A 26,356-nucleotide genomic window follows, 5' to 3' on the forward strand; every position below is an offset into this window, starting at 1 on the left:
GGTCGCCCCCGGACCACGGTCACGCACCACCGACGGTGTGCCGACCGTGGCCTGGTGGAGCGGCTCGGCACCCGCCTCGCCGGGGACCGGCGTCGCTCACGCCCCTGACAGCGCCGCCGCCAGCTTCTCCGGGATGCCCGGGGCCTTCGACCACGCGCCCGTCGCCTCGTCCTTCACCACGACGACGTAGACGTTGCGCCCCGTCACGGCCACCTCGTCCGCCGAGCGGTAGACGCTGAACCCGAGCGTGAAGCTCGTCGTCCCCTGCCGCTCGCAGACGACCTCGACCCGGGCGTCGTCGCGCCAGCGCACCGACCCGCGGTAGTCGAGCTCCGAGTGCACGACCATGACGTCCACGCCCGCCGCGATGAGGTCGGGGTAGGACATCCCGGCGTGGTCGAGGAAGCCGGTGAAGGCCTCGTCGAACCACGTCAGGTAGTGCCCGTTGAACACGACGCCCTGCTGGTCGACCTCCGCGTAGCGCGGGACCACCGGGAACGAGTAGGTCACGCGCGCAGCTCCGGGAAATCCTCGTCCCGGTACTCGCCCTCGGGCGCGGCGCCGGCGGACGGGTCGGAGCGCAGGTCGGTCTCGCGGGTCCGCAGCTCGACGCGGCGGATCTTCCCGGAGATCGTCTTCGGGAGCTCGTAGAACTCCAGGCGCCGCACGCGCTTGTAGGCCGGCAGGTTCTCCCGCGCGTGGCGCAGGATCGCCAGCGCGGTCTCGCGCGACGCCTCGTACCGCGACGAGAGCACCACGTAGGCCTTGGGCACGGCCAGGCGCAGCGGGTCGGGCGAGGGCACGACGGCGGCCTCGGCGACGGCCTCGTGCTCGATGAGCACGCTCTCGAGCTCGAACGGGCTGATGCGGTAGTCCGACGCCTTGAACACGTCGTCGGAGCGGCCGATGTAGGTGATGTAGCCGTCCGCGTCGCGGGAGCCGACGTCGCCGGTGTGGTACAGCCCGTCGCGCACGACCTCGTCGTTGCGCTCCGGGTCGTCCTTGTAGCCGACCATCAGCCCCAGCGGGCGCGCCGCGAGGTCGATGCAGATCTCGCCCTCGTCGCCGCGCTCCCCGGTGACCGGGTCGACCAGCACGATGGGGTAGCCGGGCAGCGGCCGCCCCATCGAGCCGTCCTTGACGGGCTGCCCGGGCGGGTTGCCGATCTGCAGCGTCGACTCGGTCTGCCCGAACCCGTCGCGGATCGTCATGCCCCAGGCCTCGCGGACCTGCTCGATGACCTCGGGGTTCAGCGGCTCCCCGGCCCCGACCAGCTCGCGCGTCGGCACCTGCACGCGCGTGAGGTCGGCCTGGATGAGCATGCGCCACACGGTGGGCGGCGCGCAGAACGTGCTGACGCCCTTCTCGACCATGACGTCGAGCAGCCGGTCCGCGTCGAACTTCGTGTAGTTGTAGATGAAGATCGTCGCCTCGGCGATCCACGGCGCGAAGACGTTCGACCACGCGTGCTTGGCCCAGCCCGGCGAGGCGACGTTGAGGTGCACGTCGCCCGGCTGCAGGCCGATCCAGTACATCGTCGACAGGTGGCCGACGGGGTAGCTCGTGTGCGTGTGCTCGACGAGCTTGGGCTTCGCGGTCGTGCCGCTCGTGAAGTAGAGCAGCAGCGTGTCGCTGCCCTTGGTCGGCCCGTCGGGGGCGAACTCCGCGGGCGCGTCGTACGCGGCGGCGAAGTCCAGCCACGGCTCGGTGATGCGATCCCCGACGGCGATGCGCGTGTAGTCGCCGGGCACGTCGTCGAACTTGTCGACGTCGACGTCGCGGACCACGACGTGGCGCGCGTGCCCGCGGTCGATGCGGTCGCGCAGGTCGGCCGGGCCGAGCATCGGCGTCGAGGGGATGAGGATCGCGCCGAGCTTCATCGCGGCGAGGATCGTCTCCCACAGCTCGACCTGGTTGGCGAGCATGAGGATGATCCGGTCGCCGCGGCCGACGCCCTGGGCGCGCAGCCAGTTCGCGACGCGGTTGGAGCGCTCGCTCATGTCGGCGAACGAGTACTTCTGCTCGCGCCCGTCCTCCTCGACGATCCACAGCGCCGGGCGCTGGGCGGTGCCGGGGTCGGCGCCGATGGCGTCGAAGTGCTCGAGGGCCCAGTTGAACTCGTCGAGCTGCGGCCAGGCGAAGTCCCGCATCGCGGCGTCGAGGTCCTCGCGCCGCTCCAGCAGCAGGTCCCGCGCCCGGCGGAACTCGGTCGCGGCCTTGCTGAGCTCGGACACGGAAGGACCCTCCCCTGAGACACCGATGGCCGAGGCGGTTTCTACCACCTCGGCCACCGCACCCGGGAGACGAAGCGCCCCCGCCGGGCCCTACCGGAAGAGCTTGCGCAGGATCAGCAGCCCCACGAGCGCGCCCGCGGCGTACACGGCGTACTTCACGCGGGGGTCGGCCCACTTCTGCGCGGCCATCTCCTTGCCCTGCTCCGAGAGGCGCTGGGGATTCGCCCGCTCGGAGAGCTCGTCGAGGGCGCCGGCCAGCGCCTCGCGGGCCTGCTGGATGTCTCTCTCGATGGCGTCCGTGTCCCGTGCCACGGCACCTCCCTTGGTCGTCTCCTCGCCCGGACGGTCCTCGCTGGGGAGGCGACCGGTGTGTGGTCGGCGGCTATCCTGCCCGCCCGTGACCGCCGATACCCGCCTGACCCCCGGTCAACCCGCCCCTGACTTCTCGCTCACCTCCGATCGTGGCGGGACGGTGTCGCTGGCGGACTTCCGGGGACGCCGCGTCCTCGTGTACTTCTACCCGGCCGCCATGACCCCGGGGTGCACCAAGGAGGCCTGCGACTTCCGGGACAACCTGGCGACGTTCAACGACGCCGACGTGGCGGTGCTGGGCATCTCGCCGGACAAGCCCGAGAAGCTCGCGAAGTTCCGCGACAAGGAGGAGCTGACCTTCCCGCTGCTCTCCGACCCGGACAAGTCGGTGATGCAGGCCTGGGGCGCCTGGGGCGAGAAGACGATGTACGGCAGGACCACGACCGGCGTCATCCGCTCGACCTTTCTCGTCGACGCCGACGGGTTGGTCGAGGAGGCCCAGTACGGGGTCAAGGCCACCGGGCACGTGGGCCGGCTGCTGCGGGATCTGAAGCTGTAGAGGGTGCCGGCGGAGGGATTCGAACCCACACTGTCGCGGTCCTAGGCCGCGTGCCTCCTGCCGTTGGGCTACGCCGGCTCTGCCATTGGTCTACCTCTTCCGGCCGCGGGAGCACCACGTCTCGGTCTGTGAGTGACAGTTGGCGCAGAGGATACGGAGGTTCTCGAGGCGGTTGTCGGTGTGGTCGCCGTTGATGTGGTCGAGTTGGAGCGAGAGAGGCCGACCCAACCACTCCGAGAGCCCGCAGACCTCGCACCGCTCCTCCTTGAGTCCGGCCTTGACGAGCCTCGCCCGCAGCTTCGCCGAAGAGATCACCGACCCCACCACGAGCAACTCCTCCAGCGGTCGCGCGCCGCGACCGGGAAACGTCCTCCCGCGCGCCGACGCCCGGCCGGTGAAGAGGGACGTATCGAGGCCGAGGTGTGCGATTCGGGCGCTGATGTAGCGGTGCATCCCGCCGCTCGGCCGGTAGCCGAGCTCGCGGAGGACGTCGGACGTCGTGGTGACGCGTCGGACCACGTCAGCGAGGTCGCCGTCGGTCCAGTCGCCCCGGCGACGCGTCCGTGGCGTCAGGTCGAGATGCGAGGTGTCGAGACCGAGTCGGCGGATGTGGCCGAGGAGCACGTGATAGCCACCCGGCACGATGCCGAGGGCGATGTGCACCTGACGCAGGTTGGAGCTCGCGGCGACAGCGTCGCGGAGCTGCTCGTCGGTCCAGGGGCGCGGGCGCGGCATGGCCCCATCATCATCGAACGCGTGTTCGAATGAGGCCGGTTCCGCAGAACTCCTAGAGGAACGCCCGCACCGCCGCGGCGACCTCGTTCGCCGCCTCCAGCGGCACGAAGTGCCCGACGTCCTCGAGGTGCGACACCCCGCGCAGGTCGGTGAACGCCTGCTCCAGCCCCTCGGCCAGTCGCGGCGGGAAGAGCGGGTCCTGGTCGCCCCAGAGCACCGTCGTCGGCACGGTGACCGGGGCGGGCGGGTCCTGCCCGCGCATCGCGAGCGCCGTGCGCAGCGTCGCCGACCCCGAGCGGTACCAGTTCACCGACACCGTGAAGGCGCCCGGCCGCGCGTAGGCCTCCACGAGGTCGTCGGTGACCGCCGCGATCCCCCGGTGACCCCAGCGCGACCAGAAGTGCTCCAGGTACGCGCGGACGTTCGCCGCGGACCCGTCGATCATGTTCTCGACCAGCTCGAGCTGGTGGAAGTCCTGGTACCAGAAATTGGCGCGGTGGTCGTCGTCGAGCGCCGCCCGCGCCGCGCCGGGGTGGATGGCGTTGCCGAGCACCAGCGCGCGCACGCGCTCGGGGCGGGTCCGCGCGAGGTGGGTCGCCGTCGTCCCGCCGACGTCGTAGCCGACGAGGACGGCGTCGTCGAACCCGAGGTGGTCCATCACCTCGAGCACCGCGGTGCCCTGGGCGTCGCGGCCGAAGTCCGAGGCCGGCCGCTGCTCGTCTCCGGGGGCGAACGACGCCCCGAACCCCAGCAGGTCCGGCACCACGACCTGCGCGTCGCGCTCGAGCAGCGGCAGCAGGGCGCGGTAGTCGCTCGCGGCCCCGGGCCAGCCGTGCAGGCAGACCACCGGGACACCGTTGCCCTCGTGCGCGTAGGCGATCACGATGCAGCCTCCGATCCCGCCACGGACAGCACCCGGAAACCCGCGTGCGACGAATGGCGTCGTGTCGTGTACCCCTGCTCTCCCAACCACCGGGCCAGCGAGTCCGAGCCGAGGTTCTTGCTGACGACCAGGTACGACGACCCGTCGATGCGCGGCAGCCAGCGCAGCAGCAGCTCGTGCAGCGCGGCCTTGCCCGACCGGATGGGCGGGTTGGACCACATCTCCGCGAAACGCACGTCCTGGGGAACCTCGTCGGGACGGCAGGCGCGGACGTTGGTCAGGCGGGCGGTCGCGGCGTTGGACCGCACGAGGTCCAGCGCGCGGTCGTTGACGTCGACCGCCCACACCGTCGACGCGGGCCGCTGCGCGGCGAGCCAGAGCGCGATCGGGCCGTAGCCGCAGCCGAGGTCGAGCAGGTCGCCGGTCTCCGCGGGATCAGGAGCGTTCTCGAGCAGCACGCGGGTGCCCTTGTCGAGACGGCCGCGGGCGAACACCCCGGCATCGGTCGTGAGGTCGAGCGCGACCCCGCCGATCTCGAGCCGGAAGGAGACCGGGTCGGAGGCCGACGTGGGCTGCTCGGAGAAGTACTGGTCGGTCACGGCACCTCTAGGCCAGCTCGGACAGACGGGGGATCAGCGCCCGCAGCGCCTGCGCCCGGTGCGACACCGCGTCCTTCTCCTCCGGCGCCATCTCGGCCGACGTCCGCGACTCGCCCTCCGGCACGAACGCCGGGTCGTACCCGAAGCCGTTGGTCCCCCGCGGGAGGCGGATCAGGCTGCCGGCCCAGCGCTCGACGACGACGACCTCGCGGCCGTCGGGGTGCGCGGCGGCGGCGGCGCACACGAACGCCGCGCCGCGGCGCTCCTCGGGCACGTCGGCGGTCTGGTCGAGGACGAGCGCGAGGTTGCGGGCGTCGCGCTCGACCCGCGACCCCGCCCCGGATCCGATCGGACCCCGCCCCGACCAGCGCGCCGAGAGCACGCCCGGCATCCCGTTCAGCGCGTCGACGGCGAGCCCGGAGTCGTCGGCGACGGCCACGAGGCCGGTCGCCGCGGCGGCGTCCCGGGCCTTGGCCAGCGCGTTCTCCTCGAACGTCGCGCCGACCTCGGGCGCCTCGGGGAACTCGGGCACGTCGTCGAGCCCGAGGATCTCGAGGCCCTCGATCCCCTGGGCGGCCGTGAGACGCCGCAGCTCCGCGAGCTTGGCGTCGTTGCGCGTCGCGAGGAGGACCTTCACGGCAGCTCCCCCGGGTACGGCTCGGCGAGCGCGGCGACCTGCAGCTCGGTGAGCTGGGCGCAGCCGGCGAGCGCCGAGTCCAGCATGGCGTCGAGGGTCGCGCGCGTGTAGGTGGCGCCCTCGCCGGTGCCCTGGACCTCGACGAGCGTGCCCGTGTCGGTGGCGACGACGTTCATGTCGACCTCGGCCCGCGAGTCCTCCTCGTAGGGCAGGTCGAGGCGCACGCGCCCGTCGACGACCCCGACCGAGACGGCCGCGATCGAGCACGACAGCGGCTGCGGGTCGGCGAGGCGCTTGTGCGCGCGCAGCCAGGTCACGGCGTCGGCGAGGGCCACGTAGGCGCCGGTGATCGCCGCGGTGCGCGTGCCGCCGTCGGCCTGCAGGACGTCGCAGTCGACCTGGATGGTGTTCTCGCCGAGGGCGCGCAGGTCGATCGCCGCGCGCAGCGCCCGCCCGACCAGCCGGCTGATCTCGTGGGTGCGCCCGCCGACGCGGCCCTTGACCGACTCGCGGTCGCCGCGCGTGTGCGTCGCCGAGGGCAGCATCGCGTACTCCGCGGTGAGCCACCCCAGCCCGCTGCCCTGCCGCCAGCGCGGCACGCCCTCGGTGACGCTGGCCGCGCACAGCACCGTCGTCTGCCCGAACGAGACGAGCACCGACCCGGCCGGGTGCTGCTGGAACCCGCGGGTGATGCTGACCTCGCGGAGCTCGTCGTCCGCCCTGCCGTCGCTGCGTGCCACGGGCGACCACCCTAGGTCTCACCCGGCACCGCCCCGGTCGTCGGGCCTAGCCTGGACCGTCGTGCGTACCGACGGCCGGACCGGTCTCGTGCTGTTCGCGAGCTGCCTCGCGCAGTTCATGGTCGTGCTCGACGTGTCGATCGTGAACGTGGCGCTGCCGGCGATGCGGGAGGCCCTGGGGTTCGACGCCGAGGGCCTGGCCTGGGTGGTCAACGCCTACACGCTCGCGTTCGCGGGCTTCCTGCTGCTGGGCGGGCGGGCGGCCGACCTCTTCGGGCGCCGGCGCGTGTTCCTCCTCGGCCTCGCCCTCTTCGGGCTGGCGAGCCTCATCGGCGGTCTGGCCAACGACCCCGCGCTGCTGCTCGCCGCGCGGGCCGTGCAGGGTCTCGGCGGCGCCGTCCTCTCCCCCGCCAGCCTGGTGATCCTCCAGACCACCTACCCCGAGGGCGCGGCCCGGTCGCGGGCGTTCGGCTGGTGGTCGGCGATGGGCGGCATCGGCGGCGCCGCGGGCGGGCTGGCCGGCGGGGTGCTCGTCGCGCTGCTGAGCTGGCGCTGGATCTTCCTGGTCAACGTCCCGGTGGTCGTCCTGACCGCGCTGCTGGCCCTCGCCGTCGTCCACGAGACCCGCGCCGAGGACCGGCCCGGCCTCGACGTCCGGGGCGCGGTGCTCGTCACCAGCGGACTCGTGGCGCTGGTCTACGGCGTCGTGTCGCTGGAGTCGGCACCGTGGACCTCGCCGCGCGTGCTGGGCGGGATCGCCGCGGCGGTCGTGCTGCTCACCGCGTTCGTGTTCTCCCAGCGGCGCAGCCGCCACCCGCTCGTGCCGCTGTGGGTGTTCCGCATCCGCTCGGTGACCACGGCGAACGTCGTCATCCTGCTCATCACGTCGTCGATGTTCTCGATGTGGTTCTTCGTCTCGCTGCACATGCAGGGCGTGCTCGGGTTCGACGCGCTGACCGCGGGCCTGGCGTTCCTGCCGCAGTCGTTCTCGATCGTGATCGGCTCGCAGATCTCGTCGTGGCTGCTGCCGCGGGTCGGGGCGCGGGCGCTGATCGTCGCGGGCGGCACGCTGACCGCGGCGGGCTTCACCTGGTTCGCGCTGCTCACCCCGACGACGAGCTGGGTGGCCGGCGTCCTCGGGCCCGGCATCGCCGTCTCGCTCGGGATGGGCATCGTCTTCCCGGCGGTGACGACGGCCGCGACGAGCGGGGTCGAGGCCGGCCTCGCGGGGCTGGTCAGCGGCCTGGTGACCACGTCGCGGCAGATCGGCGGCGCGGTCGGGCTCTCGGTGCTCTCGACGCTCGCCGCCGCCCACACCGCCTCGCTGGCGGCGGCGGGTGCGGCGCCGGCGGTCGCGCAGACGGCGGGCACGACGCGGGCCTTCGCCGTCGCGGCGGTGATCGTGCTGTGCTCGGTGGTGGCCGCGCTGTTCCTGCCGGCGCCGCGCCGGGCCGACGCACCCGAGCCCGCCCGGACGTAGCTCAGATCGTGTAGCGGCCGTCCGGGACGACGAGCTCGGCCGGACCGGAGAACTCCTCACGCGCCTCGGCCAGCAGGGCGGGCCCGTCGGCCCAGGCCGGCACGTGGGTGAGCAGGAGCCGCTCCACCCCGGCCTCGCGGGCGGTCCGGCCGGCCTGGCGGCCCGAGAGGTGCACGCCGGGCGGGCGCTCCGGACCGTCGGACCACGTCGCCTCGCACAGCAGCACGTCGGCGCCGCGGGCGAGGTCGACCAGCTCGCGGCACGGCCCGGTGTCGCCGGAGTAGACGAGGCTGCGGCCCTCGTGCTCGAGGCGGACGCCGTAGGCCTCGCACGGGTGGTCGACCGGCGCGCTGGTCAGCGCCACGGGTCCGACCGCGGCCGGCCCCCGGACGAAGGGGCGGTGGGAGAAGACGTCGGTGAGGTCGGTCGCCACGCGCTCGTCCGACGACGGCGCGTAGGCCACCGCGAGGCGCACCTCGGACTCGGTGGGCCCGTGCAGCGGGATGACCTTGCCGGGGCCGTCGGGGTGGTAGCGCCGGTGGACGATCAGCCCGGAGACGTCGGCGCAGTGGTCGGGGTGGAGGTGCGAGAGCACCAGGGCGTCGAGCTCGAAGGGGTCCATGTGCCGTTGGAGCACACCGAACGCCCCGTTGCCGAGGTCGAGCACCAGGGACGTGTCGTCCGCGCGCACGAGGTAGCCCGAGGCCGGGGAGTGCGGCCCGGCGCCGCTGCCGGAGCACCCCAGGACGATCAGTTCCACGCGCGCACCCTACGGGCCCGACCTGCCCGGACGCACAGGACAGGGACCGCAGCGGTCACGGAACGAACACGATGTCGCTGCCAGCGCTCAGGGCACGGCGGGCGTGTCGGGCGGGGTGCGCCGGCGGTCGGCCGCGACGGCGATGCGGGCGGCGAGGATGCCGCCGATCGCCCCGCACAGGTGCGCCTGCCACGAGATGCCCGGGTTGCTCGGCAGGACGCCGACCAGCAGCCCGCCGTAGATTCCGAACAGGACGACGGCGAGGACGATCTGCCCGACCGAGCGGGCGAAGAAGCCGCGGACCAGCAGGAACGCGAACCAGCCGAAGATGATGCCGGACGCGCCGATCGTCGAGCCCGGGCTGCCGATGAGCCAGGTGCCGACGCCGCTGACGATCCAGATCACGGCCGTCACGGCGATGAACTGGCCCAGCCCGCCGGCGAGCACGAGGAACCCGAACACGAGCAGCGGCACGGTGTTGCTCGCGAGGTGGTCGAAGCCGCCGTGCAGTAGCGGCGCCCACAGGATCCCGCCGAGCCCGTCGAGCGTGCGCGGCACGATGCCGTCGTCGTCGAGCCCCTGCGGCGGGTCGAGGGCGACGAAGACCGTCCGGTCGGCCAGCTCGAGGAGCCAGAGGACGGCCACGATCCCGACCATGAGGATCGCCGCCCGCAGCGGGCGGGCGGGCAGGAGGCGGGGTGACGGACGCGCGGGGCTGGTCACGCCCTCGAGGCTACGGCCGCCCGCGCGGGATCCCTGTGGGTCCCGACCCTGAGGTTCGCCGGGGTCGGTGACCCCAGGACGTCGCGTCGGCAGGCCGTACATCGAGCGACGAAGGAGCTCGAGGTACGGAACCGACTTGCGACGACGCTAAGCCCACAACTGCCCCTCGAGGGCCTCGGCGGCCTCCTCGAGCGTGCCGGAGTAGGCGCCGGTGGACAGGTACTTCCACCCGCCGTCGCACACCACCATGACGATGTCCGCCTCGTCGTCCGCGCCCGCGGCCTTCTCGGCCTGGGCCAGCGCGGCGTGGAGGATCCCGCCGGTCGAGATGCCGGCGAAGATGCCCTCCTGCTCGACGAGCTGGCGGGTGCGCCGCAGGGCGTCGTACGCCCCGACCGAGTAGCGGCCGGTGAGCACGTCGGGGTCGTAGAGCTCCGGGACGAAGCCCTCGGCGATGTTGCGCAGGCCGTAGACCAGCTCGCCGTAGCGGGGCTCGGCGGCGATGATCTGGCAGTCGGGCTTGTGCTCGCGCAGGTAGCGCCCGGTGCCGACCAGCGTGCCGGTGGTGCCGAGCCCCGCGACGAAGTGGGTGATCGTCGGCATGTCCCGCAGGATCTCCGGCCCGGTGCCCTCGTAGTGCGCGAGGGCGTTGGCCGGGTTGCCGTACTGGTAGAGCATCACCCAGTCCGCGTGCTGGGCGGCGATCTCCTTGGCCGTGGCGACGGCCTGGTTCGACCCGCCGGCGGCCGGCGAGAAGATGATCCGCGCGCCGTACATCTCGAGCAGCTGGCGCCGCTCGGCCGAGGTGTTCTCGGGCATGACGCAGACCAGCTCGTAGCCCTTGAGCTTGGCGGCCATCGCCAGCGAGATGCCGGTGTTGCCCGAGGTCGGCTCGAGGATGGTGCAGCCCGGCGTGAGCCGGCCGTCGGCCTCGGCCGCCTCGATCATCCGCAGCGCCGGCCGGTCCTTGATCGAGCCCGTCGGGTTGCGGTCCTCGAGCTTCGCCCACAGCCGCACGTGCGGCGCCGGCGAGAAGGACGGCAGGCCGACCATGGGCGTGTCGCCCAGGGCGTGGATCAGGGAGTCGTACCGGGCCATGGGCCTCTCCTGGAGCGCTCCGACGGTGGAGTCGCGCTGGTCAGCGGGCCCCGCCCGCGACCGCGGGCAGGATGGTGACGGTGCCGCCGTCGGGCACCTGCGCGTCGAGGCCGCCGCTGAAGCGGACGTCCTCGTCGTTCACGTAGACGTTGACGAACCGGTGCAGCGCGCCGTCGGTGACCAGCCGGTCCTTGATGCCGGGGTGGTTGGCCTCGAGGTCGGTGATGACCTCCTGCAGCGTCGAGCCCTCGGCCTTGACCTGCTTCTCGCCGCCGGTGTGCGTGCGCAGGATGGTCGGGATCGAGACGGTGGCGGACACGGATTCCCCTCCGGTGGGTGGTGGCTGGTGGGACGTGGTGTGCGGGCGTACCTGCACGGACAGCGTGCCACGGGGGCGCGGCATTCCGTGACCCGTCGAGAGGCCCCGTCGAGGACGGGCGTGGGCACGCCTCAGGAGCCGGCGTGGTCCGGGACGTCGTCGGTGCCGGTGTGGGCGAACATGTAGTTCTCCACGACCTGCACCTCCTCCTCGGTGACCTCGCCGTCGACGATGCGGTACGAGCGCAGCACGTGCTGGTCGGGGTCGCTGGTGCCCACCAGCACGTAGTGCGCGAACGGCTCCTGGGCCAGCGAGATGTCGGTGCGCGACGGGTAGGGCTCGGTGGCCGTGTGGGAGTGGTAGACAACGACGGGGACCTCGTCGTTCGCGTCCATCTCCTTGTAGACGCGCAGCTGCTCCATCGAGTCGAAGCGGTAGAACGTCGGCGAGCGCTCGGCGTTCTCCATCGGCACGAAGCGCTGCGGCCGGTCGGAGCCGTCGTCGGGGCCCGCGAGGATGCCGCAGGCCTCGTCCGGGTGGTCCCGGCGGGCGTGCGCGACCATCTGCTCGACGAGGTCGGCCCGGATCACCAGCACGCCCCCAGGATACGGAACGCGGCGCCCGCGCGCGGTGCCGCGCCGGGCACTCAGGCCGTCAGCGTCGTCACCAACGAGTCCTGGAGCCACGTCAGCCAGTGGTAGACGGGCAGGTGGTCGGCGCGGGGGTCGTCGGCGGGGAGCTGCTCGGGCATGTCCTCGGTCACCTCGAGCGCGACGCCGAGCGCGAGCCGCACGTCGTTGACCGCGGCGAGCCACTCCTCGGCCTGGGACGGCGCGAGCTCGACGCGCCCGCCACCGGGCGGGCAGGTGGCCAGCACGGTGGCGATCGCGGCCTGCTTGGCCTCGATGAGCTCCGGCTCGCGCACCGAGCGCAGCGCGGCCGACAGCTCGTCGGCGTCCTCCTCGCCCGACGAGGCGAAGTCGGGCAGCAGGCGCGCGAGGACGGGGTCGTCGGGCGGGGTGGAGGGACCGGTGCGGATGCCCGTCAGCGCCGCGAGCTCGTCGTCGGGGGACTCGGCCCCCCGCCCGGTGAGCATCTGCTCGACCTGGCCCATCAGGCCCCGCAGCACCGACGCCTCGGGCCGCTCGAGGACCGCGACGAAGCGCACGCGGTCGCCCCGGCCCTGCCGTTTCCACGCCTTCAACGCACAGCCCGCACCCGCGTCAGCTCGCCCGCTGCATCGTGGCCCAGAGCCCCGCGGCATGCAGGCGCGCGACGTCGCCCTCGACCTTCTCGCGGCTGCCCGAGGAGACCGTCGCCCGGCCCTTGTGGTGCACGTCGAGCATCAGCGCGGTGGCCTTGGCCTTGTCGTAGCCGAAGAGCTTCTGGAACACGTAGGTGACGTAGGACATGAGGTTGACCGGGTCGTTCCACACGATCGTCTGCCACGGCGTGTCGGCGAGGGTGGCCTCGTCGGCCTCCGCCTCGGTCCGCTCGTCGACCTCGGGGTCGGCCGGAGCGGACAGAACGACCTGCATGGCTCCATCGTGACACCTCGACGGCGCGACCCGCACGGGGGCGGGCGGACCCGCGTGACCCCTACTGTGGTGCGCGTGACCTCTCCGGGGCCGAGCACCGCGCTCCTCACCGACCAGTACGAGCTCACGATGCTCGACGCCGCCCTCGCCGACGGCACGGCGCAGCGGCGGTGCACCTTCGAGGTGTTCGCGCGCAGCCTGCCGCACGGGCGGCGCTACGGCGTCGTCGCCGGCGTCCCGCGCCTGCTCGAGGCGCTGTCGCGCTTCACGTTCGACCAGGCCGAGATCGACGTGCTGTGCGACGCCGGGGTGCGCGACCGCGTCGCCGAGTTCCTCTCGGGGCACCGCTTCTCCGGCGACATCACCGGCTACCCCGAGGGCGAGCTGTACTTCCCCGGTTCCCCGGTGCTGTCGGTGACCGGGACGTTCGCCGAGTGCGTGCTGCTCGAGACCCTCGTGCTCTCGGTGCTCAACCACGACTGCGCGGTCGCCTCGGCCGCCGCGCGCATGACCACGGCCGCGAACGGCCGCCCGCTGATCGAGATGGGCTCGCGGCGCACCCACGAGGAGGCCGCGGTCGCCTCGGCGCGCGCCGCCTACCTCGCCGGGTTCTCCGCGACCTCGAACCTCGAGGCGCACCGCCGGTTCGGCGTGCCGACCACCGGCACCAGCGCGCACGCGTTCACGCTGCTCCACGACAGCGAGGCCGAGGCGTTCCGGGCGCAGGTCGACGCGCTGGGCGTCGGCACCACGCTGCTCGTCGACACCTACGACATCACCCAGGGCATCGCGACCGCCGTCGAGGTCGCCGGCACCGGGCTCGGCGCCGTGCGCATCGACTCCGGCGACGTCGGCGTCCTCGCCCAGCGCGCCCGCGCCCAGCTCGACGCGCTGGGCGCGACGAGCACCCGGGTGGTCATCTCCGGCGACCTCGACGAGTACGCGATCGCGGCCCTGCGCGCCGAGCCGGTCGACGCCTACGGGGTCGGCACCTCGGTGGTCACCGGCTCCGGGGCCCCGGCCGCGGGCATGGTCTACAAGCTCGTCGAGGTCGACGGCCGGCCCGTCGCCAAGCGCAGCTCGTCGAAGGAGTCGCGCGGCGGGGCGAAGTCCGCGGTGCGCCGGCACAGGCCGACCGGCACCGCGGTCGAGGAGGTCGTGCACCGCCTCGACGCCGAGGTCGACATCGGCGAGCACGACCGCGTCGTCCCCGCCCCGCTGCTGGTCAAGGGCGAGCCGGCCGGCGAGCTGCCGACCCTCGAGGAGTCCCGCGAGCACCTGCGCCGCGGCCTGGTCGCCGTGCCGTGGGAGGGCCTCAAGCTCTCCCGCGGCGAGCCGGCGATCCCGACGACCCAGGTGCCCTGAGCGGGCGGGTTGTGGCAGCGAACGGGTATCTCGCTGCCTCTAGGCGCGCGAAGTCCGTGTTGATCACTCGTAGGCTCGGGGCATGACGACCGCACTCATCGTCGTGGACGTGCAGCTCGACTTCTGCGAGGGCGGCTCGATGGGCGTCGACGGCGGCGCGGCGGTCGCGGACGCGATCAGCCGGTTCCTCGGGACGAGCGCCGGCGAGTACGCCCATGTCGTCGCGAGCCGCGACTACCACGAGGACCCCGGCGACCACTTCTCGTCGACGCCCGACTTCGTCGACTCCTGGCCGCCGCACTGCCGGCTCGGCCACCCTGGCGCGGCGTTCCACCCCGACCTCGACGTCCACCGCCTCGAGGAGGTGTTCACCAAGGGCCGGTTCGAGGCCGCCTACTCGGCGTTCGAGGGCCGAGCCAGCGACGGGCACCTGCTCGCTCCGTGGCTGCGCGACCGGCACGTCGACGCCGTCGAGATCGTCGGCATCGCCACCGACCACTGCGTGCGCGCCACCGCCCTCGACGCCGTCCGCGCGGGCTTCACGACGACCGTGCGCCTCGACCTCACCGCCGGCGTCCTGCGCGAGACCACCGACCGCGCCCGGGCGGAGATGGCCGCCGCCGGGGTCACGCTGACGGGCGCGCCGCACCGGCCGTGAGCCTCGACGGAACCGATCGGGCCGCCTCGTAGTCTGAACCGTCGTGGGAGACGCGAGCACGGACACGATCACCGGGCCGCCCCCGGTGGCCGAGCTGCTCGCGGCGGCGGTCTCCGCGCTGGGCGGCACCGAGCGCGAGGGCCAGCAGCAGATGGCCGCGGCGGTGGAGCGCGCGCTGCGCACGGGCGAGCACCTGGCGGTGCAGGCGGGCACGGGCACGGGCAAGTCCCTGGCCTACCTCGTGCCCGCGGTGCGCCACGCACTGGAGGGCGAGCAGGCGGTGATCGTCGCGACGGCGACCATCGCGCTGCAGACCCAGCTCGTCGACCGCGACCTCCCCCGCCTCGCCAAGGCCCTCGAGCCCGAGCTCGGCCGCGCGCCGACGTTCGCGATCCTCAAGGGCCGCGCCAACTACCTCTGCCTCCACAAGATCCAGAGCAGCGCGCAGGCCGAGGACCCGGTCGACGAGCAGCTCTTCGACCCGTTCCAGGTGTCCGCGCTCGGGCGGCAGGTCACGCGGCTGCACGAGTGGGCCGAGAAGACGACCACGGGCGACCGCGACGAGCTCGTCCCCGGCGTCCCCGACCGCGCGTGGCGGCAGGTGTCGGTGTCGGCCCGCGAGTGCCTCGGCGCGGCCCGCTGCCCGGTCGCCGAGGACTGCTTCTCCGAGCACGCAAGACGAGCCGCGGGCAGTGCTCACATCGTCGTCACCAACCACGCGATGCTCGCCATCGACGCGATCGACGGCCGCGCCGTCCTGCCCGACCACGACGTGGTGGTCGTCGACGAGGCCCACAACCTCGTCGACCGGGTCACCTCCGTCGCCACCGGCGAGCTGACCGCCGCCACCGTCACCGCCGCCGCCCGCCGCTGCGGCAAGCTGGTCGACCAGGCGCTCTCCGACTCCCTGCTCGACGCGGGCGAGGGGCTCGGCACGGTGCTCGAGGACGTCGTGCCCGGCCGGTGGGAGCGCCTGCCCGAGGGCGTGGCGCGCATGCTGTCGTCGATCCGCGACCGGGCGTGGGCCTGCCGCCAGGCGCTGGGACCGGACCGCGAGAGAGGCGGTCGGGACGACGACGCGACCGCGCGCCGGTTCGCGCTGGCGCTGGTCGAGGAGGTCCACGACGTCGCCGGGCGCCTGCTCACGGCCTTCGACCGGGAGGACCCGGCGACGCGGCCGGACGTCGTGTGGTGCTCGGAGACCGAGCGGAACTCGACCACCGTCCGCACGCTGCACGTCGCGCCCCTGTCGGTGGCGGGCCTGCTGGCGTCGCGGCTGTTCGGGCGGTCGACGGTCGTGCTGACGTCGGCGACGCTCGCGCTGGGCGGGTCGTTCGACGCGCTGGCCCGGCAGTGGGGGCTGCCGGTCGGGAGCGCCCGGGAGGTCACCGAGCCGATCCCCGACGACGGCGGCGGTCACGGGAACGACCCCGCCACGAACCTCGTCTGGCACGGTCTCGACGTCGGCTCGCCGTTCGCGCACGCCAAGGCCGGCATCCTCTACGTCGCGCGCCACCTGCCCCCGCCCGGGCGCGACGGGCTCCCCCCCGCGGTGCTCGACGAGATCGAGGGCCTCGTGCGGGCCGCGGGCGGCCGGGCGCTGGGGCTGTTCTCGTCGATGCGCGCGGCGAAGCAGGCCGCCGAGGACCTGCGCGGGCGCTGGGACGGCACCGTGCTCTGCCAGGGCGACGACTCCACCGGCACGCTGGTGACGAAGTTCGCCGCCGACGTGGAGAGCGTGCTGTTCGGGACGCTGTCGCTGTGGCAGGGCGTCGACGTGCCCGGCGAGTCGCTGCAGCTCGTGATGATCGACCGCATCCCGTTCCCGCGCCCCGACGACCCGCTGGTCTCGGCCCGCCAGCGCGCCGTCGACGCGCGGGGCGGCAACGGGTTCCTGACGGTGTCGGCGACGCACGCGGCGCTGCTGCTCGCCCAGGGCGCGGGGCGGCTGCTGCGCGGCACCGGCGACCGCGGGGTCGTCGCCCTGCTCGACTCGCGCGTGGCGACGAAGCAGTACGGCGGCTTCCTGCGCGGGTCGCTGCCGCCGTTCTGGACGACGCAGGACCCGGCCGTGGTGCGCGGGGCGCTGGAACGGTTGCGGGACTCAGTCGGCTGAGGGCCTGGACATCCCCCGGCGGTCGTGATCGTGGCGGCTTTCCTGACGCTGAGTGCAAGCGTGGACGCCCCGCTGACACACCCCGTGGTCAGGGAAGGGTCGCGAGGAGCGCGTCGGCGAGGCGGTCGGGGGCGGTGGGGGCGCGGCGGAGGAAGAGCTCGGGCTCGATCAGCTCGAGCTCCATGACCACCGGCTCGCCGTCGAGGCGGACGAGGTCCACGCGGGCCACGGGGACGTCCTGCGGCGCGGCGGCGAGGGCCGCGTCGGCCACCGCCACCTCGCGGTCGGTGGGCGTGTGGTCGTCGAGGCGCCCGCCGTGCTTCTCGTGCACGAGGAAGCCGCCGTCCGCCGGCACCTTGCGCACCGCGTGCGACCACGTCCCGCCGATCCGCACCAGTGACACCTCGCCGTCGCGCCCGATGCTCCCGACGGCGGGCTGCACGAGGACGTCGCCGCCGGCGAGGAGGCCGGCGACGGTGTCGCGCAGATCGTCGGGCCGGCCGAGGTGCGCGCCGCGGCCGCCCGCCGACACCGCGGGCTTGACGACGACCGGCCCGCGACCCAGGTCGTCGGGCACCGCCGCGCCGCGCTCCAGCAGCGTCGTCGGGACCGTCGGCACGCCCGCCCCGGCCAGCTCCACGAGGTAGCGCTTGTGGCTGTTCCAGCGCAGCACGGGCAGGGGGTTCACCAGCCGCGTCGCGGCGGCGACCCGCTCCGCCCACGCGAGGAAGTCGTCGCGGCGCTCGGTGTAGTCCCAGGTCGTGCGCACGACGACGAGGTCCGCGTCGGCCCAGGCGACGGTGTCGTCGTCCCACGGCGCGTCCGCGGCGTAGACGCCGCGGGCCGCGAGCGCGGCGAGCAGCGGGCGGGTCTCGGCGTCGGAGCGCTCGCTGCGCACCCGGGAGCCGGCGACGAGGACCCGGGTCACGCCGTCGTCCGGCGCTGCGCCAGGCAGGTCACCGTCCCCGGCGCGACCTCGGTGAACCCGGCGTCACGCACCGGCGCGATGCCGTGCTCCTCCCACGCCGCGCGCCCGGAGGGGTCGGCGTCGAGCGCGCGCACCCAGCCGTCCCAGGCCTCCCGCGACGCCGGGCACACCGAGCACCGCAGGGCCGCGGCCGGGTCGGCGCCCTCGGCCGCCAGCACCGTCGCGAGGATCATGCTCGCGTGCCCGACCTGCGCGGCGGCCTTGCCCACGGTCTGCTCGACCTCCGGGCTCAGCCAGATCACCGGGTGCTCCGCGGCGGGCGGACCGGGGTCGTCGGCGGGGAGGTCGGTGCCGCCGATCTGCAGGCGCCGGACCTCGTGGGGCACCTCGTCGACCGGCCCGGGCACCAGCGCCCGCACCAGCTCGTCGACCGTCACGCCCTCGATGTCCTGCACCGCGCGCCAGTGCGCCGTGCGTGCCCGGCGCGAGAGCTTGCGGATGCGCCCGGCCCCGGCCCACGCCGCGACGGCGTCGTACCAGGGGCCGTCCGGGGCGGCGCGCTCGTCGAGGCACAGCGCGAGCGCGGCGGACGCCGCCGCCTCCAGCACGGCCGTGCGCGGCGGGCCCTCGCGCTCCAGGCGCAGGACCAGCGTCATCGCCCTCACGACGCCGTCGGCCGGCTCGTCGAACCCCGGCGCGGGGCCGTCGACCAGCCACGGACAGACCCGCGCCGCCAGCGCCCCCAGCGCGGGGCTCAGCGCGTGCTCGAGCACGAGCTCACAGGGGGACCCGGCGCAGCAGACCCTCGGCCGCGTCGGCGTGCTCGATCTCGTCGCGCGTGACCCCGAGGATGAACAGCACCGCGTCGAGGTACGGGTAGGACAGCGCGGTGTCGGCCGCGGCCGCGACCACCGGCTTGGCGTTGAACGCCACCCCGAGCCCCGCCGCGGCGAGCATGTCGAGGTCGTTGGCACCGTCGCCCACGGCCACCGTCTGCTCGATCGGCACCGCGGCCTCGTCGGCGAAGCGCCGCAGCGCCTCCGCCTTGCCCGCGCGGTCGATCACGGGCCCGAGCACGCGGCCGGTGAGCCGGCCGTCGACGATCTCGAGCTCGTTGGCCGCCGAGAAGTCGAGACCGAGATCGTCGACGAGGCGGTCGATGATCGTCGAGAACCCGCCGGACACGACGCCGCAGCGGTAGCCGAGACGCTTGAGCGTGCGCACGGTGGTGCGGGCGCCCGGCGTGAGCTCGAGCTCCGCGGCCACCTCGTCGAGCGCGGAGACGGGCAGGCCGGCGAGGGCGCCGACGCGCTTGTGCAGCGACTCGGCGAACTCGATCTCGCCGCGCATCGCCGCCTCGGTGATCGCGCGGACCTCGTCCTCGCAGCCCGCGCGGGCGGCGAGCATCTCGATGACCTCGCCCTGGATGAGCGTCGAGTCGACGTCGAACACGATGAGGCGCTTGGCCCGCTGCGCGAGCCCGACCCGCTGCACCGCGATGTCGCACCGCGCCCGGCGGCCGGCGGCGGCCAGGGCCTGGCGCAGCGCGGTGTCGGTCGGCGGGTTGAGCGCCGGCAGCGAGATCCGCAGCTCGAGACCGGTCACCGGGTAGTCGGCGATCCGCCGCACCCGGTCGATGTTGACGCGCAGCGCGGCGAGCCCGCGGGCGACCTCGGCGAAGTTCGCGGCGGTGATGGGGCGCCCGAGCACCAGCACGACGTGGGTCGAGAACGGGTGCACGGCCGACGCGTCGCCGCCGGTCTCGATGCTCACCGACAGGCCCAGCGACGGCATCGTCAGCTCCAGCGCCGCCTGCAGCCGCGCCGGGTCGCCGGGCAGCGTGACCAGCGCCGACAGCGTGATCCGCCGGTGGATGGTCGCCTGCTGCACGTCGAGCATGGCCGCGTCGTGCTCGGCGAGCACCGCGAACAGCGCCGCGTTGACGCCCGGGAAGTCCGGCCCGGTGACGGTCACGAGGACCGGCACCGGGTCGGGCTCACCGTCGAGCGTCGGAGGCGTGCCGGCGTCGGTCAGCACGAACGCCGGCACCTCGCCGTCGGACGGGTCGTCGGGGATCGCGCGGCTCACTTGTTCCGGGGGTCGGAGCCGGGGATGTGCTCCTGGCCGGTCTGCCCCGCCGCGGCCTCACCGATGCTCGAGTGCCCGGACCCGACGTGGGCCTCGAGGCGGATGCGCTCGGTGAGGTGCGGGTAGTGCAGCTCGAACGCCGGGCGCTCCGAGCGGATGCGCGGCAGCTCGGTGAAGTTGTGCCGCGGGGGCGGGCAGGACGTCGCCCACTCCAGGGAGTTGCCGTGGCCCCAGGGGTCGTCGACCTCCACCGGCCGGCCGTAGCGCCAGCTGTGGAACGCGTTCCAGAGGAACGGCAGCGTCGAGGCCCCGAGGATGAACGCGCCGATCGTCGAGATCGTGTTCAGCGTCGTGAACCCGTCGGTCGCGGCGTAGTCGGCGTAGCGGCGCGGCATGCCCTCGTTGCCCAGCCAGTGCTGCACCAGGAACGTCATGTGGAACCCGATGAAGGTCAGCCAGAAGTGGAACTTGCCGACGCGCTCGTCCATCATCCGGCCGGTCATCTTCGGGAACCAGAAGTAGATGCCGGCGTAGGTGGCGAACACGATCGTGCCGAACAGCACGTAGTGGAAGTGCGCGACGACGAAGTACGAGTCGGACACGTGGAAGTCCAGCGGCGGGCTGGCGAGCAGCACGCCGGTGAGGCCACCGAACAGGAACGTCACGAGGAAGCCGACCGAGAACAGCATCGGCGTCTCGAACGTCAGCTGGCCCCGCCACATCGTGCCGATCCAGTTGAAGAACTTGATGCCGGTCGGCACGGCGATGAGGAACGTGGTGAACGAGAAGAACGGCAGCAGCACCGCGCCCGTCGCGTACATGTGGTGGGCCCAGACGGCCACCGACAGCGCCGCGATCGCCAGCGTCGCGTAGATCAGCGTCTTGTAGCCGAAGATCGGCTTGCGGCTGAACACCGGGAAGATCTCGGTGACGATGCCGAAGAACGGCAGCGCGACGATGTAGACCTCGGGGTGGCCGAAGAACCAGAACAGGTGCTGCCACAGGATCACGCCGCCGTGCTCGGGCGCGAAGAGCTGCGCGCCGAGGTGCCGGTCGGCGGCGAGGCCGAGCAGCGCGGCGGTGAGGATCGGGAAGGCCAGCAGCACGAGCACGGCCGTCACGAGGATGTTCCAGGTGAAGATCGGCATCCGGAACATCGTCATGCCCGGGGCGCGCATGCAGACGATGGTCGTCACGAAGTTGACGCCACCGAGGATGGTGCCGAGACCGGAGACGACGAGGCCGACGATCCAGACGTCGGCACCCAGGCCCGGCGAGTGCACGACGTCCGAGAGCGGCGTGTAGGCGAACCACCCGAAGGCGGCCGCGCCGTCCGGGGTGAAGAACCCCGAGATGACGATGATGCCGCCGAAGAGGAACAGCCAGTACGAGAAGGCGTTCAGGCGCGGGAAGGCGACGTCCGGCGCGCCGATCTGCAGCGGCACGATGTAGTTGGCGAAGCCGAACAGGATCGGCGTCGCGTAGAGCAGCAGCATGATCGTGCCGTGCATCGTGAACAGCTGGTTGTACTGGTCCACCGACAGGATCTGCAGCCCCGGCTGCGCCAGCTCGGCGCGCATCAGCAGCGCCATGAGCCCGCCGATCAGGAAGAACCCGAACGACGTGATCAGGTACAGGATCGCGATGTCCTTGGGGTCCGTCGTCTTGAGCATCCGCCCGACGAACGACCCGTGCTTCGACTCCCGAGCCGGGTACGGCGTGGTCGCGATGGGCTTGGGTGCCACGGCGGTCACGAAGGCCTCCTGCTCACGGTGCGTCTCCTCCACCCCGACGGCCGAACGGCCGTGCGTGCGCGGACCCAGGGATCGTAACCGCCGTGCGGGACCCGGGCGCGCCGGGTGAACACTCCCACGACGATCCGTCGTAGACCACCGGGGGCGGTCCCGGGAACGACGAAGGACCGCCGCCCGGTGGGCGACGGTCCTCGCGGTGGGTGGAGCTGAGGGGACTCGAACCCCTGACCCTCACACTGCCAGTGTGATGCGCTACCAGCTGCGCCACAGCCCCAACGCGACGCAACGTTACACGCCGGTGGCCGCCGACCGACGCCGGGGGGTGCCCGCCGTCGGGTCTCGTGCAGAACGCGCCAGAACGCGCCGGAGATCGGTCGGCAGCGCGACGCAGGAGCGCTGACGGCCGCATCTCCCTGGCGCGACGGACTAGAAGTCCCTCCGGCCGTGCTCCTGTTCGAGCACCGCGTCGAGGTCGGAGAGCCGGTCCATCGTGGCCACCGCGCGGGCCGTGCGCTGGTTGCCGCGCAGCAGGGCCTGGTGCCGGTGGACGAACTGCCAGTAGCCGGCCGTGAAGGGGCACGCCTTCTCCCCCACGCGCACCTTGGGGTCGAAGGCGCAGCCGCCGCAGTGGTCGGACATCTTGTTGATGTAGGCGCCGCCCGACGTGTACGGCTTGGTGGCGAGCTTGCCGCCGTCGGCGTGCTGGCTCATGCCGACGACGTTGGGCGGCATCACCCAGGCGAACCCGTCGACGAACGACGTCGTGAACCACTCGGACAGCGCGCTCGGGCGGTACTCCCGCTGCAGGGCGTGGTTGCCGAGCACCATGAGCCGCGGGATGTGGTGCACCCAGCCGCGGTCGCGCACGCCGTTGAGCGTCTCGGACAGGCAGGCGGCGGTGACGCCGTCGCCGTCGAGCTCGGTCCACCAGGACGGGAGGGCCTGGCGGTGGTCCATCTCGTTGCGCTTCGTGTAGCCCTTGCCGAAGTGCCAGTACAGGTGCCAGATGTACTCGCGCCACCCGAGGATCTGGCGCACGAAGCCCTCGACGGAGTTCAGGCGTGCGGTGCCGTCGTGGTAGGCCTGCTCGGCGGCGTGGACGGCCTCGAGCGGGTGCAGTACGCCCAGGTTCTGGGGCACCGAGAGCAGCGAGTGCGCCATCCACGGGTCGCCGGAGAGGATCGCGTCCTCGTGCGGCCCGAACGGGTCGAGGCGGTGCTCGACGAACCGCCTCAGGGCCTTCCGGGCCTCGTCGGGGGTGACGGCGAACAGGCGCGGGCCGTCGACGCCGACGGTCGGCAGATCCATGGCGTCGAGGTCGCGGCGGACCTGCTCGTCGATCTCGTCCTCGGTCGGCCACCACGGGTCGGGCACCCCGAGGGTCGTGGCCTTCTTCGGCGGGGGCTCACGGTTGTCGTGGTCGAGGTTCCACGTGCCGCCGACGGGGCTCTCGCCCTCCATGAGCACGTCGAAGCGACGGCGCTGGTTGCGGTAGAAGTTCTCCATCGTGAAGGAGCTGTCCTCGCCCGCCCAGGCGGTGAACTCCGCGCGGGGCCGCGCGAACGTCGTCGGCGGGAGCACGGCGGCGACCAGCCCGTCGGCCCGCAGGCGCTCGACGAACTCGACGGCGGTGTGCGAGGTCGGCTGGTGCACGACGACCGGGCGCCCGACCTTCTCCAGCGCCTCGCGGTAGCCCTCGGTGCGGTGGTACGTGGCGCGGTCCCCGAGGTCCGCGTCGAGGTGGCGCATGCCCGAGAGCACGAGGTGCAGCTTCTGCCGGTGGTAGCGGCGCCGGCGCAGGGCGCCCGCGGACTCGACGAGCACGACCTCGCGCTCGGCGTGCTGGGGCAGGCCGTGCACGGCGGGACCCAGCTGGTCGCCGAACACCCACAACGGAGCGTCGTGCTCGGCGCCCGCGTCCTCCAGGGCCTGGTCGACCGCTTCGGTGTAGGTGTCCTCGACACCCGCGGGGACGCTGGTGCCGCCTCGGCTCATGCGCCGCGGGTGCCCGCCTCCTGCTCCGTCGAACCGGGGACCGCACCGCGGCCCAGCCGCGCCCACGCGACCAGGGCCACCAGGGCGATCGCGGCGCTGAGCGCGAAGGCGGCCGGGAACGACGCGCTCTCCGCGAGCGCCCCGGCGGCGATCGGGCCGACGATGGCCCCGACGTCGGCGGCCATCTGGAACCCGGAGAGCGCGGGACCGCCGCTGCGCCGCGACCCGACGAGGTCGGCGACCGCGGCGCCCTGGGCGGGCTGGAGCAGCCCGGCGCCCGCGCCGGCGATCGCGGAGGCGCCGAGGAGGATCGCCAGCCCGAGGGGGCCGGGCACCTGGGCCAGCGCGATCGACCCGGTGCCGAGGGTGACCAGTGCGAGGCCGGCGACGACCACCGGGCGCCGCCCGCGCCGGTCCGACAGCCCGCTCGTGGCGAGCAGGACGAGGCCGTCGCCGACGGCGAACACCGTCAGGGCGATCCCGGCCCACAGCGGCTCGCGCCCCAGCGCCACGGCGACGAACAGCGGCACGAGCGCGATCCGCACGCCCTGCACGGCCCACCCCGTCGCGAGGCTCGACACCAGCGCCGCGCGGTACATCGGCAGGCGCAGCGCGGCACCGATGGTCAGCGGTGCCTCCTGCGCGCCGTCGCGGCGCACGCCGACCTGGCGGGACCGCGCGAGCAGCGCCCCCACCACGATCGTCGCCGCCACCAGGGCGAGGGCGTAGACGACGAACGGCGCGCGCAGGTCGACGGCCACCAGCGCGCCGCCGAACGCGGGCCCGGTGACCCCGCCGAGCAGGAACGCGCCGGTGAACAGGCCGCTGGCCTGCCCGCGACGTCCCTCGGGCGCGAGCCGGAACATCAGCGAGAAGGCGGAGACGGTGAACATCGTCGAGCCGATGCCGCCGAGCCCGCGGAACACGAGGAGCTGGACGTAGCTGGTCGCGAGCGCGCACGCCCCGGTGGACGCGGCGACGACGAGCAGGCCGGTGAGGTACATCGTGCGCTCGCCGGTGCGGGCGACCAACCGCCCGGACACCGGCGCGAACAGCAGCCGCATCACGGGCAGGGCGCTGACCACGGCCGACGCCGCGGTCACCCCGACCCCGAAGCTGCTGGCGAACACGGGCAGGGCCGGCGCGACGATGCCGTACCCGGCGGCGACGAGGAAGCTGCCCGCCAGCAGCGCCCAGACCTCCCAGGGCAGGCGCGCAGGCTCGGAGGGGCCGGAGGGCCCGTCGGGCGTGCGGTCCCGCTGCGGTGCGGCACCCATTCCTGCTCGGGGGCTCCCTCGCGCTCGGTGTGTCGGCGTGGCTTCGCGGCCGCACGCCAGTCTGCCCCTCGGGCGACGGCGCCCGCCCGGGAGGGGCCGGTGATCAGGGACTCGCGATCACGCCGGGGCGGTCAGGGTGCGGCGAGGGTGGCACCGCGGGGCGCGGCGGGCGTGGTCGTCGTGGGCCCGGTGGTGGTCCCGGTGGTCGGCCCGGTGGGCCCGGTCGTCGGCCCGGTGGGCCCGGTCGTGGGTCCGGTGGTCGGCCCGGTGGGCACCGTGGTCGGGACGGTCGTGGACGGCACCGTCGGCACCGTCGGCACCGTCGGGGGGACCGGCGGGACCGGCACCGACGGACCCGTGGGCCCGGGCAGCGTGGTGACGTCGCTGGTGATCGGGCTGCGCGAGGTCGTGTCCCGCGCGGTGGTCGCGTCGGACACGTCCGCCTCGTCGTCGCGGGAGACCGGCTCGTCGCTGCCGGACGTGCCGCCCGGCGGGGCCACCGCCACCGGTCCGGGCGCGGCCGGCGTGGTGCGGTCGGACAGGCCCGCCTGGCGCGGGGTGCCCGGGTCCTCGCCGGTCCAGATGACGAACCCGGAGGCCGCCGCGACGGCGAGCACCGCACCCCCGAGCGCGGCGAGCCGCAGGCCACCACCCCGCCGGTGCGGGCGGGTGCCGCGGGGCGCGACGGCGGGCGCGAGCACGGGCTCCGGCGCGGACGTGGCGGCCACGGGGGCGGGCGCCGGCAGCGGCGCGAGCAGGGCCGCCGGCAGCGCCACGACGCTCGTCTCGTCCTCGTCGACGTGGCGCAGCACCTCGGCGACGCGGGCGAGGGACTCGGCCGCCGCGCGGGCGGTGGCCTGCCCCGCGGTCATCGCGCCGAGCGCCTCGGCCAGCGCGGGGGCGGCGGGCGTCTCGGGGTCGAGGACCAGGGCCAGGGCGTGGCCGAGGTCGGCGACGTCGTCGTCCGGGCGCGGCGGGACCGGGCGGGCGCCCGCCGCGGCCGGGATCTCCCCGGTGTCCGGGCCCGCGGGCGGCGGCGGGCGCAGGGCCGCGGTGAAGCCGGTGAGCCAGGCGTAGGGCGCGCCCGGGGTGCCCCCGACGACCACGCTCGCCGGCCCGATGTGGCCGTGCACCACCCCGCGACCGTGGGCGTGCGCGAGCGCGGAGGCGAGCTGCGCCCCGATCTCGGCGGCCGAGAGCGGCGACCAGCGCGCGAGGTCCGCGGCGGGCTCCAGGCCCCGGCCCGCGACGCTCTGCAGGACGAGCGTGCTCTCGGTGTCCTCGGCGAGGCCGTCGACGTCGAACACCTCGACGAGGTGGGCGTGGTGCAGGCCGGCCAGCCGGCGGACCTGCTCGGTGCGCACGACGAGGTCGTCGCCGCGCACCGGCGGCAGCGTGACCATCGCGACCTCGCGGCCGAGGACGGCGTCGAGCCCGCGGGTCGCGGCGTCGACCGCGCCCGGCCACGCGTCCGGAGCCGGCAGGGGGCCGTCGTCGGGCGCGGACGGGGACACGCCGTCCGACTCCGTCGCCACGCCGCACCTCCCCGTCCTCGTGC

The 26,356-nt window shown here is 74.0% G+C and carries 27 protein-coding genes and 2 tRNA genes; 5 read left to right on the top strand and 24 right to left on the bottom strand.

The window, feature by feature from the left end:
* Nucleotides 1-96: 96 nt before the first annotated feature.
* From PH190_RS20595 to PH190_RS20605, 3 genes are all read right to left on the bottom strand, one after another.
* Nucleotides 97-510 carry an acyl-CoA thioesterase gene (locus PH190_RS20595; protein ID WP_274233401.1) on the bottom strand — a complete coding sequence of 138 codons (414 nt, stop codon included), beginning with the start codon at nucleotides 508-510 and terminating at the stop codon, nucleotides 97-99.
* Nucleotides 507-2,150, bottom strand: a complete 1,644-nt coding sequence (locus PH190_RS20600; RefSeq protein ID WP_274233508.1) for an AMP-binding protein — start codon at nucleotides 2,148-2,150, stop codon at nucleotides 507-509. The genes PH190_RS20595 and PH190_RS20600 overlap by 4 nt, the downstream gene beginning before the upstream one ends.
* Before the next feature lie 174 nt (nucleotides 2,151-2,324).
* On the bottom strand, nucleotides 2,325-2,546 hold the full coding sequence (locus PH190_RS20605) for a DUF3618 domain-containing protein (RefSeq protein WP_274233402.1): 222 nt from the start codon (nucleotides 2,544-2,546) through the stop codon (nucleotides 2,325-2,327).
* 85 nt (nucleotides 2,547-2,631) lie between these two features.
* Here PH190_RS20605 and bcp point away from each other — a divergent pair, with 85 nt between their 5' ends.
* Nucleotides 2,632-3,105: a thioredoxin-dependent thiol peroxidase gene (bcp, locus tag PH190_RS20610; protein WP_274233403.1), complete on the top strand. Its 474-nt coding sequence runs from the start codon at nucleotides 2,632-2,634 to the stop codon at nucleotides 3,103-3,105.
* 4 nt (nucleotides 3,106-3,109) lie between these two features.
* Here the strand turns inward: bcp and PH190_RS20615 are convergent.
* From PH190_RS20615 to rph, 6 genes are all read right to left on the bottom strand, one after another.
* A tRNA-Leu gene (locus PH190_RS20615) sits at nucleotides 3,110-3,183 on the bottom strand.
* 12 nt (nucleotides 3,184-3,195) lie between these two features.
* A complete protein-coding gene (locus PH190_RS20620) occupies nucleotides 3,196-3,768 on the bottom strand; it encodes an HNH endonuclease signature motif containing protein (RefSeq protein ID WP_274233404.1) in 573 nt (190 codons plus the stop codon).
* Between the two features lie 124 nt (nucleotides 3,769-3,892).
* On the bottom strand, nucleotides 3,893-4,723 hold the full coding sequence (locus PH190_RS20625; RefSeq protein ID WP_274233405.1) for an alpha/beta fold hydrolase: 831 nt from the start codon (nucleotides 4,721-4,723) through the stop codon (nucleotides 3,893-3,895).
* On the bottom strand, nucleotides 4,720-5,322 hold the full coding sequence (locus PH190_RS20630; RefSeq protein WP_274233406.1) for a class I SAM-dependent methyltransferase: 603 nt from the start codon (nucleotides 5,320-5,322) through the stop codon (nucleotides 4,720-4,722). Before PH190_RS20630 ends, PH190_RS20625 begins: the two co-directional genes overlap by 4 nt.
* Before the next feature lie 7 nt (nucleotides 5,323-5,329).
* On the bottom strand, nucleotides 5,330-5,959 hold the full coding sequence (locus tag PH190_RS20635; RefSeq protein WP_274233407.1) for a non-canonical purine NTP pyrophosphatase: 630 nt from the start codon (nucleotides 5,957-5,959) through the stop codon (nucleotides 5,330-5,332).
* Nucleotides 5,956-6,699: a ribonuclease PH gene (gene rph / locus PH190_RS20640; RefSeq protein WP_274233408.1), complete on the bottom strand. Its 744-nt coding sequence runs from the start codon at nucleotides 6,697-6,699 to the stop codon at nucleotides 5,956-5,958. Before rph ends, PH190_RS20635 begins: the two co-directional genes overlap by 4 nt.
* Nucleotides 6,700-6,760: 61 nt before the next feature.
* Here rph and PH190_RS20645 point away from each other — a divergent pair, with 61 nt between their 5' ends.
* A complete protein-coding gene (locus PH190_RS20645; RefSeq protein WP_274233409.1) occupies nucleotides 6,761-8,179 on the top strand; it encodes a DHA2 family efflux MFS transporter permease subunit in 1,419 nt (472 codons plus the stop codon).
* A gap of 1 nt (nucleotide 8,180) precedes the next feature.
* Here the strand turns inward: PH190_RS20645 and PH190_RS20650 are convergent, their stop codons facing one another.
* The 7 genes from PH190_RS20650 to clpS all read right to left on the bottom strand — a co-directional run bounded on the left by PH190_RS20650 (nucleotide 8,181) and on the right by clpS (nucleotide 12,617).
* Nucleotides 8,181-8,939, bottom strand: a complete 759-nt coding sequence (locus PH190_RS20650) for an MBL fold metallo-hydrolase (RefSeq protein WP_274233410.1) — start codon at nucleotides 8,937-8,939, stop codon at nucleotides 8,181-8,183.
* A gap of 87 nt (nucleotides 8,940-9,026) precedes the next feature.
* Nucleotides 9,027-9,662, bottom strand: a complete 636-nt coding sequence (locus tag PH190_RS20655; RefSeq protein WP_274233411.1) for a rhomboid family intramembrane serine protease — start codon at nucleotides 9,660-9,662, stop codon at nucleotides 9,027-9,029.
* A 147-nt stretch (nucleotides 9,663-9,809) separates the two neighbouring features.
* On the bottom strand, nucleotides 9,810-10,760 hold the full coding sequence (locus tag PH190_RS20660) for a PLP-dependent cysteine synthase family protein (protein WP_274233412.1): 951 nt from the start codon (nucleotides 10,758-10,760) through the stop codon (nucleotides 9,810-9,812).
* 40 nt (nucleotides 10,761-10,800) lie between these two features.
* Nucleotides 10,801-11,079 (bottom strand): MoaD/ThiS family protein, encoded by a 279-nt coding sequence (locus PH190_RS20665; RefSeq protein WP_274200129.1) that lies wholly within the window; start codon nucleotides 11,077-11,079, stop codon nucleotides 10,801-10,803.
* A 131-nt stretch (nucleotides 11,080-11,210) separates the two neighbouring features.
* Nucleotides 11,211-11,675, bottom strand: a complete 465-nt coding sequence (locus PH190_RS20670) for a M67 family metallopeptidase (RefSeq protein WP_274233413.1) — start codon at nucleotides 11,673-11,675, stop codon at nucleotides 11,211-11,213.
* Nucleotides 11,676-11,725: 50 nt separating this feature from the next.
* Nucleotides 11,726-12,283 (bottom strand): DUF2017 domain-containing protein, encoded by a 558-nt coding sequence (locus PH190_RS20675; protein WP_274233414.1) that lies wholly within the window; start codon nucleotides 12,281-12,283, stop codon nucleotides 11,726-11,728.
* Nucleotides 12,284-12,302: 19 nt separating this feature from the next.
* Complete coding sequence (gene clpS / locus PH190_RS20680; RefSeq protein ID WP_274233415.1) at nucleotides 12,303-12,617, bottom strand: ATP-dependent Clp protease adapter ClpS; 315 nt, start codon at nucleotides 12,615-12,617, stop codon at nucleotides 12,303-12,305.
* Between the two features lie 129 nt (nucleotides 12,618-12,746).
* On the opposite strand from clpS, the gene PH190_RS20685 reads away from it, so the two are divergent.
* The 3 genes from PH190_RS20685 (at nucleotide 12,747) to PH190_RS20695 (ending at nucleotide 16,756) form a co-directional block, all read left to right on the top strand.
* Complete coding sequence (locus tag PH190_RS20685) at nucleotides 12,747-13,982, top strand: nicotinate phosphoribosyltransferase (RefSeq protein WP_420791684.1); 1,236 nt, start codon at nucleotides 12,747-12,749, stop codon at nucleotides 13,980-13,982.
* Nucleotides 13,983-14,064: 82 nt separating this feature from the next.
* On the top strand, nucleotides 14,065-14,640 hold the full coding sequence (locus PH190_RS20690; protein WP_274233417.1) for an isochorismatase family protein: 576 nt from the start codon (nucleotides 14,065-14,067) through the stop codon (nucleotides 14,638-14,640).
* 43 nt (nucleotides 14,641-14,683) lie between these two features.
* Complete coding sequence (locus tag PH190_RS20695) at nucleotides 14,684-16,756, top strand: ATP-dependent DNA helicase (protein WP_274233418.1); 2,073 nt, start codon at nucleotides 14,684-14,686, stop codon at nucleotides 16,754-16,756.
* Nucleotides 16,757-16,844: 88 nt separating this feature from the next.
* On the opposite strand, the gene PH190_RS20700 is transcribed toward PH190_RS20695, so the two are convergent.
* From PH190_RS20700 to PH190_RS20735, 8 genes are all read right to left on the bottom strand, one after another.
* Nucleotides 16,845-17,684, bottom strand: a complete 840-nt coding sequence (locus PH190_RS20700; RefSeq protein WP_274233419.1) for an ATP-grasp domain-containing protein — start codon at nucleotides 17,682-17,684, stop codon at nucleotides 16,845-16,847.
* The gene (locus PH190_RS20705; protein WP_274233420.1) at nucleotides 17,681-18,457 is read right to left on the bottom strand and encodes an aminoacyl-tRNA hydrolase; all 777 of its coding nucleotides are present in this window, start codon (nucleotides 18,455-18,457) and stop codon (nucleotides 17,681-17,683) included. The genes PH190_RS20700 and PH190_RS20705 overlap by 4 nt, the downstream gene beginning before the upstream one ends.
* 4 nt (nucleotides 18,458-18,461) lie before the next feature.
* Nucleotides 18,462-19,718: a phosphoserine phosphatase SerB gene (gene serB, locus PH190_RS20710; protein ID WP_420791685.1), complete on the bottom strand. Its 1,257-nt coding sequence runs from the start codon at nucleotides 19,716-19,718 to the stop codon at nucleotides 18,462-18,464.
* Nucleotides 19,719-19,768: 50 nt separating this feature from the next.
* Nucleotides 19,769-21,526 (bottom strand): aa3-type cytochrome oxidase subunit I, encoded by a 1,758-nt coding sequence (gene ctaD / locus PH190_RS20715; protein ID WP_274233421.1) that lies wholly within the window; start codon nucleotides 21,524-21,526, stop codon nucleotides 19,769-19,771.
* 201 nt (nucleotides 21,527-21,727) lie between these two features.
* A tRNA-Ala gene (locus PH190_RS20720) sits at nucleotides 21,728-21,800 on the bottom strand.
* A gap of 152 nt (nucleotides 21,801-21,952) precedes the next feature.
* Complete coding sequence (locus PH190_RS20725) at nucleotides 21,953-23,521, bottom strand: cryptochrome/photolyase family protein (RefSeq protein WP_274233422.1); 1,569 nt, start codon at nucleotides 23,519-23,521, stop codon at nucleotides 21,953-21,955.
* Complete coding sequence (locus PH190_RS20730) at nucleotides 23,518-24,798, bottom strand: MFS transporter (RefSeq protein ID WP_274233423.1); 1,281 nt, start codon at nucleotides 24,796-24,798, stop codon at nucleotides 23,518-23,520. Before PH190_RS20730 ends, PH190_RS20725 begins: the two co-directional genes overlap by 4 nt.
* Before the next feature lie 131 nt (nucleotides 24,799-24,929).
* Nucleotides 24,930-26,333: a protein kinase family protein gene (locus PH190_RS20735; RefSeq protein ID WP_274233424.1), complete on the bottom strand. Its 1,404-nt coding sequence runs from the start codon at nucleotides 26,331-26,333 to the stop codon at nucleotides 24,930-24,932.
* Between the last annotated feature and the right edge of the window lie 23 nt (nucleotides 26,334-26,356).

Origin of the sequence: Actinomycetospora straminea (assembly GCF_028737255.1) — a bacterium.
In the GTDB taxonomy this organism is placed as follows: domain Bacteria; phylum Actinomycetota; class Actinomycetes; order Mycobacteriales; family Pseudonocardiaceae; genus Actinomycetospora; species Actinomycetospora straminea.

Bases quoted from the DNA above. Each gene is read 5' to 3' on its own strand.
- PH190_RS20725 (WP_274233422.1), bottom strand. From the start codon at position 23,521: ATGAGCCGAGGCGGCACCAGCGTCCCCGCGGGTGTCGAGGACACCTAC.
- PH190_RS20685 (WP_420791684.1), top strand. From the start codon at position 12,747: ATGCTCGACGCCGCCCTCGCCGACGGCACGGCGCAGCGGCGGTGCACC.
- PH190_RS20600 (WP_274233508.1), bottom strand. From the start codon at position 2,150: ATGCGGGACTTCGCCTGGCCGCAGCTCGACGAGTTCAACTGGGCCCTC.
- PH190_RS20660 (WP_274233412.1), bottom strand. From the start codon at position 10,760: ATGGCCCGGTACGACTCCCTGATCCACGCCCTGGGCGACACGCCCATG.
- clpS (WP_274233415.1), bottom strand. From the start codon at position 12,617: ATGCAGGTCGTTCTGTCCGCTCCGGCCGACCCCGAGGTCGACGAGCGG.
- PH190_RS20730 (WP_274233423.1), bottom strand. From the start codon at position 24,798: ATGGGTGCCGCACCGCAGCGGGACCGCACGCCCGACGGGCCCTCCGGC.
- PH190_RS20690 (WP_274233417.1), top strand. From the start codon at position 14,065: ATGACGACCGCACTCATCGTCGTGGACGTGCAGCTCGACTTCTGCGAG.